The sequence below is a fragment of the Micromonospora sp. NPDC047738 genome, assembly GCF_040642675.1.
GTDB lineage: Bacteria > Actinomycetota > Actinomycetes > Mycobacteriales > Micromonosporaceae > Micromonospora.
Genome location: NZ_JBEYSO010000007.1, coordinates 192,217 through 208,082 on the forward strand (window position 1 = coordinate 192,217; position 15,866 = coordinate 208,082).

At 72.7% G+C, this 15,866-nt stretch carries 13 protein-coding genes; 5 read left to right on the forward strand and 8 right to left on the reverse strand.

Features of this window, described 5'->3' with window-relative positions:
* Positions 1-10 precede the first annotated feature (10 nt).
* The 5 genes from ABZ783_RS14410 to deoC all read right to left on the reverse strand — a co-directional run bounded on the left by ABZ783_RS14410 (position 11) and on the right by deoC (position 4,723).
* The gene (locus tag ABZ783_RS14410; protein ID WP_357437594.1) at positions 11-916 is read right to left on the reverse strand and encodes a M48 family metalloprotease; all 906 of its coding nucleotides are present in this window, start codon (positions 914-916) and stop codon (positions 11-13) included.
* A 10-nt stretch (positions 917-926) separates the two neighbouring features.
* Positions 927-1,358, reverse strand: a complete 432-nt coding sequence (locus ABZ783_RS14415; protein WP_357437597.1) for a BlaI/MecI/CopY family transcriptional regulator — start codon at positions 1,356-1,358, stop codon at positions 927-929.
* 152 nt (positions 1,359-1,510) lie between these two features.
* On the reverse strand, positions 1,511-2,335 hold the full coding sequence (locus tag ABZ783_RS14420) for an aldehyde dehydrogenase family protein (protein ID WP_357437600.1): 825 nt from the start codon (positions 2,333-2,335) through the stop codon (positions 1,511-1,513).
* A complete protein-coding gene (locus tag ABZ783_RS14425) occupies positions 2,328-3,758 on the reverse strand; it encodes an aldehyde dehydrogenase family protein (protein ID WP_357437603.1) in 1,431 nt (476 codons plus the stop codon). The genes ABZ783_RS14420 and ABZ783_RS14425 overlap by 8 nt, the downstream gene beginning before the upstream one ends.
* A gap of 5 nt (positions 3,759-3,763) precedes the next feature.
* Complete coding sequence (gene deoC, locus ABZ783_RS14430) at positions 3,764-4,723, reverse strand: deoxyribose-phosphate aldolase (protein ID WP_357437606.1); 960 nt, start codon at positions 4,721-4,723, stop codon at positions 3,764-3,766.
* A 135-nt stretch (positions 4,724-4,858) separates the two neighbouring features.
* Here deoC and upp point away from each other — a divergent pair, with 135 nt between their 5' ends.
* Together upp and ABZ783_RS14440 are read left to right on the forward strand one after the other, a co-directional pair.
* Positions 4,859-5,491, forward strand: coding sequence for a uracil phosphoribosyltransferase (upp, locus tag ABZ783_RS14435; protein ID WP_073839912.1), 633 nt, complete (start codon positions 4,859-4,861; stop codon positions 5,489-5,491).
* Between the two features lie 156 nt (positions 5,492-5,647).
* Positions 5,648-6,325 carry a GPP34 family phosphoprotein gene (locus ABZ783_RS14440; protein ID WP_357437609.1) on the forward strand — a complete coding sequence of 226 codons (678 nt, stop codon included), beginning with the start codon at positions 5,648-5,650 and terminating at the stop codon, positions 6,323-6,325.
* An 85-nt stretch (positions 6,326-6,410) separates the two neighbouring features.
* Here the strand turns inward: ABZ783_RS14440 and ABZ783_RS14445 are convergent, their stop codons facing one another.
* Entirely contained in the window at positions 6,411-8,078 is a 1,668-nt protein-coding gene (locus ABZ783_RS14445) for a phospho-sugar mutase (protein ID WP_357437612.1), read from the reverse strand.
* Positions 8,079-8,127: 49 nt separating this feature from the next.
* On the reverse strand, positions 8,128-10,239 hold the full coding sequence (locus ABZ783_RS14450) for a protein kinase (protein ID WP_357437614.1): 2,112 nt from the start codon (positions 10,237-10,239) through the stop codon (positions 8,128-8,130).
* A 203-nt stretch (positions 10,240-10,442) separates the two neighbouring features.
* Here ABZ783_RS14450 and ABZ783_RS14455 point away from each other — a divergent pair, with 203 nt between their 5' ends.
* Together ABZ783_RS14455 and ABZ783_RS14460 are read left to right on the forward strand one after the other, a co-directional pair.
* A complete protein-coding gene (locus ABZ783_RS14455) occupies positions 10,443-12,026 on the forward strand; it encodes a methylmalonyl-CoA mutase family protein (RefSeq protein ID WP_357437617.1) in 1,584 nt (527 codons plus the stop codon).
* A 745-nt stretch (positions 12,027-12,771) separates the two neighbouring features.
* Positions 12,772-14,031 (forward strand): amidohydrolase, encoded by a 1,260-nt coding sequence (locus ABZ783_RS14460; protein ID WP_357437620.1) that lies wholly within the window; start codon positions 12,772-12,774, stop codon positions 14,029-14,031.
* Here the strand turns inward: ABZ783_RS14460 and ABZ783_RS14465 are convergent.
* The gene (locus ABZ783_RS14465) at positions 13,988-14,989 is read right to left on the reverse strand and encodes a DUF4349 domain-containing protein (protein WP_357437623.1); all 1,002 of its coding nucleotides are present in this window, start codon (positions 14,987-14,989) and stop codon (positions 13,988-13,990) included. The genes ABZ783_RS14460 and ABZ783_RS14465 overlap by 44 nt on opposite strands.
* Positions 14,990-15,231: 242 nt before the next feature.
* Here ABZ783_RS14465 and ABZ783_RS14470 point away from each other — a divergent pair, with 242 nt between their 5' ends.
* The gene (locus ABZ783_RS14470; protein WP_357437626.1) at positions 15,232-15,861 is read left to right on the forward strand and encodes an MBL fold metallo-hydrolase; all 630 of its coding nucleotides are present in this window, start codon (positions 15,232-15,234) and stop codon (positions 15,859-15,861) included.
* The last annotated feature ends 5 nt before the right edge of the window (positions 15,862-15,866 follow it).

Consider the following 15,866-nt stretch of genomic DNA (forward strand, 5'->3'; position numbering starts at 1 on the left):
CGTGGATCGGTCAGTTCAGGAAGAGGGTGATCGGCAGGGCGGCCAGGGTGGTCGTGACGGCCAGCGCGGTGGCGCCCAGCAGCCGGGGTGTCCGGTCCGGGACCAGCAGCCGCTGCACCCGTACGTCGAGGTCCCGGTCGCCGAGGCCGAGCGCGCCGGCCGGCGTGATCCGGTGCCCGGCGGCGGCGAACCGGCGCAACGCCCCGGCCAGCGGCGCCTCGGCGTGCAGCTCGCGGGCCTTGTCGTCGGCGCGCATCTCGACCAGCAGCGCCACCCGCTCCTGTGCGTGCCGCACCCAGCGGAACCAGGGCAGGGCCCGGCCGAGCGCGGTGAACGGCAGCAGTACCAGATCGTGCCGCTCCTGGGCGTGCGCCCGCTCGTGGGTGAGCACCGCGGCCAGCTCGGCCCGGTCCAGCAGACTGAGCGTGCCGGCGCTGACCACCACCCGGGGCTTCACGCCCGGGAGGCAGTACGCCGCCGCGCTCGGGTGGTCGAGCACCAGCGCGCCCGGCACGGTCGGATCCCGGCGGGCGACCAGGCTGAGCAGCTCCCGGTGCCGGCGCTGGGCCCGGACCGTGCCGTAGACGCTGCGGACGGTCGTGGTGAGCAGCACCGCGCCGATGCCGAAGCCCACCCCGACCAGGCCGAGGTGCACCGCCCCGACCCCGGCCGGCAGGGTGCCGTGGGCCAGGTCGGTGGCGAGGGCGACCAGGGCGCTCCCGGTCGGTTGGTCGTACGCGGCCAGGCCGAGCGCCATTGGCAGGCCCATCGCGGAGAGGCCGAGCGCCAGCCCGACCGCCTGCCAGCAGACGATCGCCACCCGCGGGGCGCGCCAAGTCCACGTCGAGGCGGCGAGCACCTCCGCGGTCAGCCAGCAGGCCAGGATGCTGGCGGCGAAGTGCAGGGCGTACGCCACGGCCGCCGCCCTACCGGTCCGTCGCCTCGTCGGCCAGCCTCGGCTGCCCGGCCCGCGGGTCCTCGACCCGGTCCGTCAGCCCGGCCTCGGCGCTCAGCGCCGCGCGCAGCACCTCCGCCTCGGTGCCGGTCACCGAGCGGGCGAAGCGCACCAGCGCGGCGTCCCGGCTGCCGCCGAGGTCGAGGGCGTCGAGCATGAGCTGGGCGATGTGCGCCTCCCGGCTGGCCGCCGCCCGGTAGCGCCAGGCCCGACCCTCCCGCTGGCGCTGCACCATGCCCTTGCCGGCGAGCCGGTCCAGCACCGTCATCACGGTCGTGTACGCCAGCTCGCGCCCGTCCAGGGCGTCGGCGACCTCGCGGACGGTCACCCCGTCCGACGTGCCGGGGACCAGGTCCCACAGGACGTCCATCACCGCACGTTCGAGATCACCCAGCCGAGTCACGCCCCAATCCTACCCCCCGTAGTAGACCCCTGTGCCGCCGCGGCGTGCGAGGGCCCTCTTACCCGGAAAGAGTGGCCACCCGACGCGCGGAGGCCACTCTTCCCGTGAACTTGTGCAGATCTTGATGGCGACGGCCGGAAACCCCACCAGAGCTAGACGCCCTTGGGGTGCCACACAGTCTTCGTCTCCAGCAGCACAGTCATCCGGGCCAGGCCCGGGTCGGCGAACCAGTCGTGACCGGCCGGGGCGGGCCGGAGCACCCGCTTCAGGTTCTCCGCCGCCTTGACCTCCAGCTCGGCGGCCAGTTCGGCGTCGCTCACCCCGGTCAGGTCGATCGCGTTGACGTCCATGTGCGCGGCCAGCGTCGGCGCCGTCTCGGTGATCCGGCCGGTGAGGATGTTGACCACCCCGCCCGGCAGGTCGGAGGTGGCCAGCACCTCGGCCAGGGTCACCGCCGGCAGCGGCTGCGCCGGCGACGCCGCCACCACCACGGTGTTGCCGGTGACGATCGCCGGGGCGATCACGCTGACCAGGCCGAGCAGCGCCGGCGCCTCCGGGGCCACCACGGCCACCACGCCGGTCGGCTCGGGGGCGGACAGGTTGAAGTAGGGCCCGGCCACCGGGTTCGCGCCGCCGTACACCTGGGGGAGCTTGTCCGACCAGCCGGCGTACCAGACCCAGCGGTCGATCGCCGCGTCGACCTCGTCGGCCGGCACACCGAGCGCGACGAACTGCTCGCGGCGGCCCTCCAGCATCTCGGCGACCCGGTAGAGGATCTGACCCCGGTTGTACGCGGTCGCCCCGGCCCAGCCCTTCACGGCGGCCCGGGCGGCCACGACCGCGTCGCGCGCGTCCTTGCGGGAGGCCAGTACGACATTGGAGTCCTGCACGATGTACGACCGTCCCGACTCGCTGCGCGGGAACTTCCCGCCGATGAAGAGCTTGTACGTCTTGCGTACCGCGACCCGCTCAGACATTGAGGTACGCCTCCAGCCCGTGCCGGCCACCCTCGCGGCCGTAGCCCGACTCCTTGTAGCCGCCGAACGGCGAGGTGGGGTCGAACTTGTTGAACGTGTTGGCCCAGACCACGCCGGCCCGGAGCCGGTCCGCCAGCCACAGGATCCGGGAGCCCTTGTCGGTCCAGATCCCGGCCGACAGCCCGTACGGCGTGTTGTTCGCCTTCTCCACGGCCTCGGCCGGGGTGCGGAAGGTGAGCACGGAGAGCACCGGGCCGAAGATCTCCTCCCGGGCGATCCGGTGCGCCTGGGTGACCCCGGTGAAGATGGTCGGCGCGAACCAGAAGCCCCGGTCCGGCAGGTCGCAGGCCGGCGACCAGCGCTCGGCGCCCTCGGCGGCCCCGGCCTCGGAGAGCTCGCGGATCCGCTCCAGTTGGGCGGCCGAGTTGATCGCGCCGATGTCGGTGTTCTTGTCCAGCGGGTCGCCGACCCGCAGCTGGGCCATCCGGCGCTTCAGCGACTCCAGCACCCGGTCGGCGACCGACTCCTGGACCAGCAGCCGGGAGCCGGCGCAGCAGACGTGCCCCTGGTTGAAGAAGATGCCGTTGACGATCCCCTCGACGGCCTGGTCGACCGGGGCGTCGTCGAAGACGATGTTGGCGGCCTTGCCGCCCAGCTCGAGGGTGAGCTTCTTGCGGGTGCCGGCGACCGCGCGGGCGATGGCCTTGCCGACGTCGGTGGAGCCGGTGAACGCGACCTTGTCCACGCCCGGGTGCTCGACCAGCGCCCGGCCGGTGTCGCCGGCGCCGGTGACGATGTTGACCACGCCGGCGGGCAGGTCGGCCTGCTGGCAGATCTCGGCGAAGAGCAGTGCGGTCAGCGGGGTGGTCTCGGCCGGCTTCAGCACCACCGTGTTGCCGGCGGCGAGCGCCGGGGCGATCTTCCAGGCCAGCATGAGCAGCGGGAAGTTCCACGGGATGACCTGCGCGGCGACCCCGAGCGGCTGCGGCGCCGGCCCGAAGCCCGCGTGGTCGAGCTTGTCGGCCCAGCCCGCGTAGTAGAAGAAGTGTGCGGCGACCAGCGGGACGTCGACGTCCCGGGACTCCTTGATCGGCTTGCCGTTGTCCAGCGACTCCAGCACGGCCAGCTCGCGGGAGCGCTCCTGGATCAGGCGGGCGATCCGGAACAGGTACTTGGCCCGGTCGCGGCCCGGCATCGGGCCCCAGACCTTCTCGTACGCCTTGCGCGCGGCGCGGACGGCGCGGTCCACGTCCTGGCTGCCGGCCTCGGCGATCTCGGCGAGGACCTCCTCGGAGGCCGGGTTGATCGACTTGAAGCTGCCGCCGTCGGTCGGGTCGACGAACGTGCCGTCGACGAACAGCCCGTACGTGGGCTTGATGTCCACCACCGAGCGCGACTCGGGGGCGGGTGCGTATTCGAACATCGCGCTCAGTCCAGGGTGAAGTAGTCGGGACCGGAGTAGACGCCGGTCGTCAGCTTGGTGCGCTGCATGAGCAGGTCGTTCAGCAGGCTGGACGCGCCGAACCGGAACCAGTCCGGGTCCAGCCAGTCCGGGCCGACGGTCTCGTTGACCATGACCAGGTACTTGATCGCGTCCTTGCTGGTCTTGATCCCGCCGGCCGGCTTCACGCCGACCTGCCGCCCGGTGGCGGCGCGGAAGTCGCGGACCGCCTCCAGCATCACCAGGGTCACCGGCATGGTGGCCGCGACCGGCACCTTGCCGGTGGAGGTCTTGATGAAGTCGCCGCCGGCCAGCATGGCCAGCCAGGAGGCCCGCCGCACGTTGTCGTACGTGGCCAGCTCGCCGGTCTCCAGGATCACCTTGAGGTGGGCGTCCCCGCAGGCCTCCTTGGTGGCCACGATCTCGTCGTAGACCTCCTGGTAGCGGCCGGCCAGGAAGGCACCCCGGTTGATCACCATGTCGATCTCGTCGGCGCCGGCCGCAACCGCGGCCCGGGTGTCGGCGAGCTTGACCTCCAGCGGCGCCTGGCCGGACGGGAAGGCGGTCGCCACGCTGGCCAGGTGCACACCGCTGCCGCGCAGCACCTCCGCCACGTACGGGACCATCGAGGGATAGACGCAGACCGCGCCGACGTGCGGGCAGGACGGGTCAGCCGGGTCGGGGCGCAGCGCCTTGGTGGCGAGCGCCCGCACCTTGCCGGGGGTGTCGGCCCCTTCGAGGGTGGTCAGGTCGACCATCCGGATCGCCAGGTCGATCGCCTGGGCCTTGGCCGTGGTCTTGATGGAGCGGGTGCCGAGTTGTGCCGCCCGCTGCTCCGCGCCGACCTGATCCACGCCCGGCAGGCCGTGCAGGAAGGTCCGCAGAGCGGTCTCGGATCGTCCCAGCTCGGAGAGGTCCGACCGGGCCGACGTCGCTGTCGCCGTCATGGCGTGAATAGTACGCATCCCGTGGAGGTGTGATCTTGGTCACGGTGCCTGGTCGTGAGCGCCACACGTGAGCGGCGTCGCTGGTCAGCCGGCAGGTGCGGTGCGGGGCCGGTCTGCCCGGTAGGTTGAGCGTTCGTGGACGTACACGTCATTGACCACCCGCTCGCCCAGGCACGGCTGACCGCCATGCGGGACGCCCGGACCGACTCGGCGTCGTTCCGGGCCGCGCTGCACGAACTCACCACCATGCTGGTGTACGAGGCCGCGCGCTCCTTCCCCGTCGAGAAGTACCCGATCCAGACCCCGGTCACCGCGACCGAGGGCACCCGGCTGGCGAACCCGCCGCTGCTCGTGCCGGTGCTGCGGGCCGGTCTCGGCATGGCCGACGCCGCCCTGGGACTGCTGCCCGAGTCGTCCATGGGCTTCGTCGGCCTGGCCCGCGACGAGGAGACCTTCGAGCCCCGCGCGTACATGGAGTCGCTGCCCCGCGACCTGAGCGGACTGCCGGTGCTGGTGCTCGACCCGATGCTGGCCACCGGCGGCTCGCTGGAGCACTGCTGCCGGCTGCTCGCCGACCGCGGCTGCACCGACATCACGGTGCTCTGCGTCCTCGCCGCGCCCGTCGGCATCGAGCGGCTGGAGCGGTCCGGCCTGCCGCTGCGCCTGGTCACCGCCTCGATCGACGAGGGCCTCAACGACCGGATGTTCATCGTCCCGGGCCTCGGTGACGCCGGCGACCGCCAGTTCGGCGGCATGCCCCGCTTCTGACCCACCCCGGCCGAGCCCTCCCGGCGAGGCGCAGATTCCCGGAAAGAGGGCCCATCCAGTGCGGAATGGGCCCTCTTTCCGTGAATCAGTCGGGTCCGGACGCCGCGTGGGCGAGTCCGTGCGCGGGGGTGCGGGGAGCCGCTACCGTTCCGGGCCATGACTGGTGTTGCGCTCGCCGAAGAGTTGCTGCTCCTCGCCTACGACGACGAAACCGGCAAGGCGACCATGCCCCGGATCAGCCTGGACCTCGGGATGGCCGCGGCGGTGCTGGTCGAGCTGGCCCTGGCCGGCCGGATCGCGTACGCCGACGGCTCCCTGGCGGTGATCGACCCGGCCCCGACCGGTGAGCCGATCGCCGACGAGGTCCTCGCCCGGATCGCCGCCGACACGCCGCACACCCCGTCGTCGTGGGTGCAGCGGCTGCGGCACGGCCTGCGCGACCGGATCCTCGGCGACCTCTGCGGGCGGGGCGTGGTCCGGGACATCGACGAGACCGAGCTGGGCTTCATCCACGTGCACCGCTACCCAGTGGCGGACGCCTCGGTGGAGGCGGACATCCGCCGCCGGCTGGCCGAGGCGCTGACCGACGACCAGGCCCCCGATGAGCGGACGGCCGCGCTCGCCACCCTGGTGGCGGTGCTCCGGATGGAACCGGCGCTCGGCCTGACCGGCGAGGACGCCCGGGACGCCCGCCGCCGGCTGGAGGCGATCGCCGGTGGCGCCGGCTTCTCCGGCAACGTCAGCCTGGACGACTCGGTGGTCCGCCCCTCCATCGGCCTGGTGGTCGCCGCGCTCGGCCAGGCGATCGACGCCGCCCTCGGCAAGCGCGCCTGACCCCCGACTGCCGTCGTTGATCAAGAGGTTTGCCTCTCGGTGGCGCGCCCTGCCGACGCAAACCTCTTGATCAACTCGTGAGAGGTCAGAGGCCGAGGGCGGTGGACACCTCGGTGCGGAGGGTGGTGACCGCGGCCTGGGCGCGGGTGCGGGCGGCGGGGACGTCGCCGTCCGGGACCGGCTCCACCACCTCCAGGTACGCCTTGAGCTTCGGCTCGGTGCCGGAGGGGCGGATCACCACCCGGGCCGCGTCGGTCCGCAGGATCACCACGTCCGCGCCGGGGAGCAGGTCCTTCGCCTCGGTGACCCGGTGCCCGAGCAGCGTCTCCGGGGTGGCCGCCCGGACCCGGGCCATCATCCCGGCGATCTCCCGCAAGTCGTCCACCCGGACCGACAGCTGGTCGGTGTGGTGCACGCCGAACTCGGCGGCCAGCTCGTCGAGCCGGTCGGTGAGCGTACGGCCCTGGGCCTTGAGGCCGGCGGCCAGCTCGGCGACGCTCAGCGCGGCGGTGATGCCGTCCTTGTCCCGGACGTGCTCCGGCGCGACGCAGTAGCCGAGCGCCTCCTCGTAGCCGAAGACCAGCGGCTCGCTCCCGCCGCCGGCCCGGACGATCCACTTGAACCCGGTCAGCGTCTCGTCGTACGGCAGGCCTCGGGCGGCACACATGGCCCGCAGCAGGGACGAGGACACGATGGTGGTGGCGTACAGGCCGGTCACCCCGCGGCGCATCAGGTGGTCGGCGAGCAGCGCGCCCACCTCGTCGCCGCGCAGCATCCGCCAGTTGCCGGCACCGTCCGGGACAGCGACCGCGCAGCGGTCCGCATCCGGGTCGTTGGCGATGGCGAGGTCTGCGTCCCGGTCGCGGGCCAGCGCGACCAGCCGGTCCACCGCGCCCGGCTCCTCCGGGTTGGGGAAATTCACCGTGGGGAAGTCCGGGTCCGGCTCGGCCTGGTCGGGCACCACGCCCGGCACGGCGAACCCGGCCCGGGCGAAGGCGGCGGTCAGCACCGCGCCGCCCACCCCGTGCAGCGGGGTGTACGCCACCTTCAGGTCGCGCCGACCGCTCGGATCGATCACTGCGGCGGCCCGCTCCACGTACGCGGCGACCAGGTCGTCGCCGAGCACCTTGCCGGCCGGGCCGAGCGGCACCTTCGCCAGCGGGCCGACCGCCCGGATGGCCGCCTCGATGCCGGCGTCGGCCGGGGGAACGATCTGTGCGCCCGCGCCCAACTCGCCGCCGAGTTGCGCGCCGAGGTAGACCTTGTAGCCGTTGTCCTGCGGCGGGTTGTGGCTGGCGGTGACCATGACGCCGGCCACCGCGCCGAGGTGCCGCACCGCGAACGCCAGCACCGGGGTGGGCAGCGGGCGGGGCAGCAGCAGGGCCGGGCGACCCGCACCCGTGGCGACCTGGGCGGTGCGCTCGGCGAACGCCCGCGAGCCGTAGCGGGCGTCGTACCCGATGACCAGCGGTCCCTCACCGCCCTGGTCGGCGAGCCAGCCGACCAGCCCGGCGGCGGCCTGGGTGACCACCGCGAGGTTCATCCCGTTCGGGCCGGCGCGCAGCGGACCACGCAGCCCGGCGGTGCCGAAGGTCAGTGGACCGGCGAACCGGTCGGCCAGCTCCGGGCCGCTGCCCGGCAGTCCGTCCAGGACCGCGCGCAACTCGTCCCGGCTGGCCGGGTCGGGGTCGTCGTCGAGCCACCGCTGGGCCCGGTCGCGAAGCTCGTCAAGATCAGTGGTTTCCGCCGCCATGGCCTCTTGATAGCACGGCGTCGGGGCACCACTGCCCGTCGGCCTCGACTCAGTTGGCCCCGGTGAGCTGGAACGACCCGGCCATCGCGTCGAAGATCGGCTTGCTTTCGGCGAACTTCGCGTCGTTGGCGGTCAGGTAGAACGAGTACACCTTCCCGTCCTCGACCACGCCGCGCCAGACGCCGTGCCGCATCGAGTCGCCCTCGCCGCAGGTGTACTCGAACTCCGCCGCCGGCTTGCCGGCCAGGTCCGTCTCCGACATCGCGATCTCGTTGTACGGCTTGGCGCAGGACTTGCTGTTGCCGGCAAGGTTCCGGGAGGCGGACTTGGCCCAGCTCGTCGAGTCACCCTTCTTCCATTTCTCGGCGAGCACCCGCACCTTCCGGCCCTCCTGCTGCGGGTCGACGAAGTCGACGTAGACGCCGTCGGAGTCCCTGCGCTCCCAGCCCTTGGGTACCTGGACGGTGATCCCCTTAGCCGTGACTTCCTGCATCTCGACCGGCGGGGCCTCGGCGGTGGCGGTCGGCAGCGTGCCCACGATCGGCGGCGGGGTCTCGTCGCCGCCGCTGTTGAGGGCGATCACGACGATCAGCAGCAGCACGGCCACACCCCCGGCGGCGGCCAGTTGGACCTTGCGCGGCCAGCCCGTGATCGTGCCGACGAGCTGCCTGCCGACGCCGCGGGCCTTGCCGAGGGCACCGCCGTCGGCCGGCGCGGCGGGCGGGGTGGCCCACGGCTGGCCGGTGCCCGGCACCGACCACTGGTTGCCGCCGTACACCGGCTGGGTGGCGTCGGCGCCGCGGCCGTACACCGGTTGGGTGGCGTCCACGCCGCGGCCGTACACCGGCTGGGTCGCGTCGGGATGGCCCGTGCTGACCCGCTGGGTGGCGTCGGGGTGTCCGCCGCCGTACACCGGCTGGGTGGCCTCCGGTCCCGCGCCCCCGCCGAACCGCTGGGTGGCGTCCGGCGAGATTCGCTGGGTGGCCTCCGGGGCGGCGCCCGGCGCGGGCATCGCGCCGGTGGGGGTGTGCAGCGGACCGGCCAGCGCGTCCGCGCTGGTCTCGTCCAGCGCCGCGCTGCCCGCGGCCGCTCCGGGCTCGGTGCGCTCGCCCCGGCGCAGGGCAGCGAGCCGGTCGGTCAGTGACTCGCCGGGGCCGATCATCGCCCGGCCGCCGATCTGCCCGGTCGGCTTCGGCTCGGGCGCGGCGGGCAGCGGAATCGGCGGCCGCTGCACCGGCACCACCGAGTACGGGTCGGTGACCGAGTTGACCGCGACGGCGTTGCTGGTCAGCGGGCCGGCGAGCAGCTCACGCAGCATGCGCCGGGCGGTGTGCACGTCGTACCGGCGGGCCGGATCCTTCTCCAGCAGGCCCATCAGCACGCCGGTCAGCGGGCCGCTGCGCTGCGGGGTGGCCGGCGGGTCCTCGACCACCGCGTGCATGGTCTCGATCGGGTCGCCCTTGTCGAACGGGGGGCGGCCCTCCACGGCGGTGTAGAGCGTGACGCCGAGCGAGAACAGATCGCTCGGCGGGCCGAAATCCTGGCCCATCGCCCGCTCGGGCGAGATGAAGTGCGGCGACCCGAGCACCATGCCGGGCGTGGTGAGCTGCACGTCGGTGGGCATCCGGGCGACGCCGAAGTCGGTCAGCACGCACCGGCCGTCGGAGCAGATCAGCACGTTGGCCGGCTTGACGTCGCGGTGCAGCACGCCGATCGCGTGCGCCACCTCTAGGGCGCCGAGCAGCGCGATGCCGATCTTGGCAACCACGCGGGGCGCGACCGGCCCGTCCTCGATCACCATGTCGGCCAGGCTGCGCGCGTCCAGCAGCTCCATCACGATCCACGGGCGGCCACCCTCGGTGACCACGTCGTAGACCTGAACCACGGCCGGGTGCTGGATCGCCGCGGCCGCGCGGGCCTCGCGGAGGGTCCGCTCGTACAGCGCGTCGCGGTCGCTGGGGGCCAGCCCCGGAGGGAGCACGACCTCCTTGACCGCCACATCGCGCCGCAGCAGGGTGTCGGTCGCGCGCCACACCGTGCCCATGCCGCCGTTGCCCACCGGAGACCGCAGCGAGTAGCGACCACCTATGGTGGTGCCGGGTGCCGCGCGTCCAGTGGGGGGACTGACCGGTCCGCCGCTCCACGTCGGGATCTGAGTCACTTGAAAAGCCACCGGGGGATATCGAGGGGGCTGGGACACAACCCCCCTATCTTGCTGGTTCCGACGCCCGATGCGAAACCCGACGCGGCGGACGTTTACCTACTCGACGGTATGTGGCCAGCTACTCACCTGTCGTCGAGCGGCCGGCGCAGTGTGCGGTATCCCTCATCCATCGACGCCCGGCCGCGTCCTACCATCCGGTAATGAGCGAACGGCGGTCAAGCGAGTCCGGTTTCCCGATCAAGGGCGTCTACACGGCGGACGATCTTCCCGGGGAACTGGCCGAGCGGCTGGGCGCCCCGGGCGAGTACCCGTACACCCGCGGGGTGTACCCGACGATGTACACCTCCCGCCCGTGGACCATGCGGCAGTACGCCGGCTTCGGCACCGCCACCGAGTCGAATGCGCGCTACCACCAGCTGCTGCGCGCCGGCACCATGGGCCTCTCGGTCGCCTTCGACCTGCCCACCCAGATGGGCTACGACTCCGACGACCCGATCGCGCACGGTGAGGTGGGCAAGGTCGGCGTCGCCATCGACTCCATCGAGGACATGCGGCAGCTCTTCGCCGGCATCCCGCTGGACAAGGTCTCCACCTCGATGACCATCAACGCACCCGGCTCCGTGCTGCTCCTGCTCTATCAGCTCGTGGCGGAGGAGTCCGGGGTGCCGGGCGGGGCGCTCAACGGCACCATCCAGAACGACATCCTCAAGGAGTACATCGCCCGGGGGACGTACATCTTCCCGCCGAAGCCGTCGCTGCGCCTGGTCGCCGACACCTTCGCATATTGCCGGGCCGAGGTGCCCAAGTGGAACACCATCTCCATCTCCGGCTACCACATGGCGGAGGCCGGTGCGACGCCCGCGCAGGAGATCGCGTTCACCCTGGCCAACGGCGTGGAGTACGTCCGGGCGGCGCTGGCCGCCGGGCTGGACGTGGACGACTTCGCGCCCCGGCTGTCGTTCTTCTTCGTCGCCCGCACCACCCTGCTCGAGGAGGTCGCCAAGTTCCGGGCGGCCCGCCGGCTCTGGGCCCGGCTGATGCGCGACGAGTTCGGGGCGAAGAACCCGAAGTCGATGATGCTGCGGTTCCACACCCAGACCGCGGGCGTCCAGCTCACCGCCCAGCAGCCGGAGGTGAACCTGGTCCGGGTGGCGATCCAGGGGCTCGGCGCGGTGCTCGGCGGCACCCAGTCGCTGCACACCAACAGCTTCGACGAGGCGATCGCGCTGCCCACCGAGAAGGCGGCCCGGCTGGCGCTGCGGACCCAGCAGGTGCTGGCGTACGAGACGGACCTGACCGCCACCGTGGACCCGTTCGCCGGGTCGTACGTGGTGGAGGCGATGACCGCCGAGATCGAGGCGGCCGCCGACGAACTGATGCAGCGGGTCTTCGACCACGGCTCGGCGGTGGACGCGATCGAGGCCGGCTTCCAGAAGCGGGAGATCGAGCAGTCCGCGTACCGGATCGCCCAGGAGATCGACTCGGGCGAGCGGGTGGTGGTCGGGCTCAACCGGTTCCAGATCGACGAGGAGGAGCCGTACGAGCCGCTGCGGGTGGACCCGGCGATCGAGGCCGCCCAGGCGGAGCGGCTGGCGAAGCTGCGCGCCGAGCGGGACGCCGAGGCGGTCGAGCGTGCCCTGGCCGAGCTGCGGGCCGCCGCCGAGGGCAGCGCGAACGTGCTCTACCCGATGAAGGAGGCGCTGCGCGCCCGGGCCACGGTGGGCGAAGTGTGCGGGACGCTGCGCGAGGTGTGGGGCACGTACCGGCCGAGCGACCGGTTCTGACCTGCTTCCCGGCGGCGGCCCGGGCGGTGCCCCGGGAAGGGGTGGCCGCGCCTGGGTCGGCCTGGCTGAGAGCCTCCTGAGCTGGCCGTACGGGTCTCGCCCCAGGGCCTCGCGGCGGCGTACAGTCGATGGTCTCCCCGCACGTGAGCGGAAGCGGAGACGGCTCTGCGAAGGCGCCGGCGAGCTGCCTGGCGGCACCTTCGGTGCGGGCCCTCCGGGCGGCGTTGCCCGGCCCGTCCGTCGAGCCGTGGGGCAGTGCGGCCCACCCTTTGTGCGCGTGTGCGGACGACTGCTCCGGGTCGCGGCGTGGCGTCAGACACGCCGAGCCGGAGTGGTCGGTCGGAATGCGGGTAAACCCGGTCGGGTGAACGGGACGGACAGCCTGTGCGGTTGCACAGCGGACCGGCCTGTCACCGTGGGGAGTCGTCCGACAGCCGACTGTTGTCGCGCAATTGTCCGACCGGCAGTTAATTGCCGGGACTAATGCGACAATTCGGAACGACGGCCCGGGATTTGGTGACCGTTGAATCGGTTACGCGTTGTAGGAGGTGTGGGGCAGATGACGGCGTTCGACCGCGATCTACCTGCTGTCCCGCAGATATTCGAGCCTTCCCACCAGGGCATTCGTGACGCTATGCGGTCCGACCGCTACCCGAAAGACGTTGCGCAGCGTCACCGGCGGCGGTCTAGGCTGTCTGCTGTTCTCCCCGAAGATCCATCCATCTCTAGTGATCGAGAATTCGACGTGACGAGTGCGTTGACGCTGCCTTCCGGCAGCCCGCTGGCGTCGTCCTGGCCGGAGGCGCCGACCGGGTCCCAGCCCCTGCCCTTCGAGCTCGACCATCTGCTCGCCCTCCGGGTACCCGGGCTCATCGCCACCCGCCGTCACATCCACTCCCACCCGGAACTGTCCGGCGAGGAGTTCGAGACGGCCGCCCTGATCCACCGGGAGCTCTCCCTCGCCGGGCTGAGGCCCCGCCTGCTGCCCAAGGGCAACGGCGTCATCTGCGACATCGACGGGCGCCCGGACGGCCCGGTGATCGCGCTCCGCGCCGACATCGACGCGCTGCCGCTCGCCGACCCGAAGGACGTGCCGTACCGGTCCACCGTGGACGGCGTCTGCCACGCCTGCGGGCACGACGTGCACACCACGGTGATGCTCGGCGTCAGCATGCTGCTCGCCCAGCTCGCCGACCTCGGCCAGCTCGACGGCCGGGTCCGGCTCATCTTCCAGCCGGCCGAGGAGATCCTGCCCTGCGGCTCGCTGGAGGTCATCGAGGCCGGTGGTCTCGAGGACGTGGTGCAGATCTTCGCCGTCCACTGCGACCCGAACCTCCCGGTCGGCCGGGTCGGTCTCCGGGTCGGCCCGATCACCGCCGCCGCCGACAACGTCACCGTCCGGCTCACCGGCCCGGGCGGGCACACCGCCCGCCCGCACCTCACGGTCGACCTGGTCGACGCGCTGGGCCGGCTGGTCACCGAGGTGCCGGCCCTGGTCAGCCGGCGGGTGGCGGCCAACAGCGGGCTGCTGCTGGTGTTCGGCCACGCCTCGGCCGGCACCCGCTACAACGTCATCCCCTCCGAGGCCTGCGCCGCCGGCACGCTGCGGGTGATGGATCGCGACACCTGGGAGCAGGCCCCGAAGATCGTGGCCCAGGTCGTCCGGGACGTCATCGCCCCCACCGGCGCGACAGTCGACCTGGAATACCTGCGCGGTCGCCCGCCGGTCAGCAACGACGCCCGCGCCATCGGCGTACTCACCGCCGCCACCGCGGCCGCCCTCGGGCCCGAGGGGATCGCGGAGACCCCGCAGAGCATGGGTGGCGAGGACTTCTCCTGGTATCTCGAGCACGTGCCGGGCGCGCTCGCCCGCCTCGGCGTCGGCCGGAACGGGCCCAACGTGGACCTGCACCGGGCCTCGTTCGACGTGGACGAGCGCGCCATCCCGGTCGGCGTACGCCTCATGGTCCAGACCGCGCTGCGGGCACTGGCGGCGGCGCGCTAGGCGCCGGACCACCCACCGGACCGGCCGGTCCCGGCACCGTCGGGGCCGGACCGGCCGGTGGCGCCCGGCGCGCCCGACGTCGGCGCGCCGCCCGCACCAGCAGCACCAGCGGTACGCCGATCACCACCGCGAACGGCAGCACCGCGCCCAGCACGGTCAGCAGCACGAACATCGTGGTGACGAAGACGTTCCAACCGCCCCGCAGCCCGACCAGGAAGCCGAGTCCCGGCCCCTCCTCGGCGGTCGTCGCGTCGGTGCCCACGAAGGTCACCGTGATGGTGGAGAGCGCGGTCAGGTCGGCCAGTCGGCGTTTCTTCGCCTCCAGCGACGCCAGGTCGGCCTCCCGCCGGCCCACCTCGTTCTCCAAGGTGACCAGTTCGTTGATCGAGCTGGCCCGGGCGAGCAGCTTCCGGGCGCTGTCCACCCGAGCCCGCTGGGTGGCGATCCGGGCGTCCAGGTCGACGGTCTCCTCGGTGACGTCCTCGGTGCGTACCTCGCGTTGCTCCGGCTGGCCGAGCCGGGACAACTCGTCGACCACCGCGGTGAACCGATCCGCCGGCACCCGCAGGGTCAGTTCGGCGCGGGCGTCCGCCGCCTCGCTGTGCCGCTGGTCGCCGCCGACGAACCCGCCCGCCGCGGTCGCCGCGTCGGTCGCCGCGCGGGCTGCCTTCTCCACGTCGTCGACCCGGACCTGCAACGTGCCGGTGTAGATGATCGACCGCTGGTCGACCCGCAGGTCCGGCTGGGCTCCGCCGGAACCGGCCGGGGCGGGCGCCGCCGCGTCCCGATCCGCGCCCGCGCCCGCCTTGTCCTGGGCCGCGCCCGCGGCCGGTGCCTCCGCCGACGTGGCCTGGTCGTTCTGCCCACTGTCGGCGCCGCAAGCCCCTGCGGCAAGCACCACCGCCAGCCCCGCCACCGCCAGTGATACGGCCCGGCGGCGTCCCCCTCGTCCACTCATGCCGTCACCTCGCTGCGCTCGGCGCCGGCATGAGGCACCACGACGCTGTGCTGATGATTCGCTCGCTGACGCTCGCTCATGCCGTCACCTCGCTGCGCTGCTGTGCTGATGATTCGCTCATGTCCCCGCTCCGATCTTCGACGGCCCCGTCCCGGGGTCGATACGTCGGACGCGACGCGCCATCGTGCCGGTTCCGGCAGACTGCGCTGAGGACGTCACGATTCGATAATCGAGGAGTCACGATGCAGGTCACCAAGTACGCCCACTCCTGCCTCCGCGTGGAGCACGACGGGGGAGTGCTGGTCGTCGACCCCGGTGTCTACAGCGAACCGGAGGCGCTGGACGGGGCGGACGCGGTGCTGATCACCCACCAGCACCCCGACCACGTGAACGTCGAGGCGGTGACCCGAGCGCTGGACCGGCGCCCGTTCCGGGTCAACGGCCCGGCCTCGCTCGCCGAGGTCCTCGGTGACGCGGCCGAGGCGCTGACGGTGGTCGCGCCGGGCGAGTCGTTCACCGCCGCCGGCGTGGCGATCCGCGCGTACGGCGGCCAGCACGCCGTCATCCACCCCGACATCCCGGTCATCGAGAACCTCGGCTTCCTGATCAACGACGTCGTCTACCACCCGGGGGACTCGTTGGTGGTCCCCGACGACGTCCAGGTGGACACCCTCTTCGCCCCGATCCACGCCCCCTGGAACAAGTTCTCCGAAGTGGTCGACTTCATCCGGGCGGTCGCCCCGCGCCGCGCGTACGCGCTGCACGACGGCCTGCTCAACGACAACGGTTTCGGCGTGCTCGACCGGCAGTACACCGCACTGTCGAACACCGACTACCGTCGCCTCGAACCGGGCACCCGGATCGACGCCTGACCGCC

What these genes read in the sequence shown, in the direction of transcription:
- ABZ783_RS14425 (WP_357437603.1), bottom strand. Translation starts at nt 3,758, where the DNA reads ATGTTCGAATACGCACCCGCCCCCGAGTCGCGCTCGGTGGTGGACATC.
- deoC (WP_357437606.1), bottom strand. Translation starts at nt 4,723, where the DNA reads ATGACGGCGACAGCGACGTCGGCCCGGTCGGACCTCTCCGAGCTGGGA.
- ABZ783_RS14455 (WP_357437617.1), top strand. Translation starts at nt 10,443, where the DNA reads ATGAGCGAACGGCGGTCAAGCGAGTCCGGTTTCCCGATCAAGGGCGTC.
- ABZ783_RS14470 (WP_357437626.1), top strand. Translation starts at nt 15,232, where the DNA reads ATGCAGGTCACCAAGTACGCCCACTCCTGCCTCCGCGTGGAGCACGAC.
- ABZ783_RS14420 (WP_357437600.1), bottom strand. Translation starts at nt 2,335, where the DNA reads ATGTCTGAGCGGGTCGCGGTACGCAAGACGTACAAGCTCTTCATCGGC.
- ABZ783_RS14445 (WP_357437612.1), bottom strand. Translation starts at nt 8,078, where the DNA reads ATGGCGGCGGAAACCACTGATCTTGACGAGCTTCGCGACCGGGCCCAG.
- ABZ783_RS14465 (WP_357437623.1), bottom strand. Translation starts at nt 14,989, where the DNA reads ATGAGTGGACGAGGGGGACGCCGCCGGGCCGTATCACTGGCGGTGGCG.
- ABZ783_RS14440 (WP_357437609.1), top strand. Translation starts at nt 5,648, where the DNA reads ATGACTGGTGTTGCGCTCGCCGAAGAGTTGCTGCTCCTCGCCTACGAC.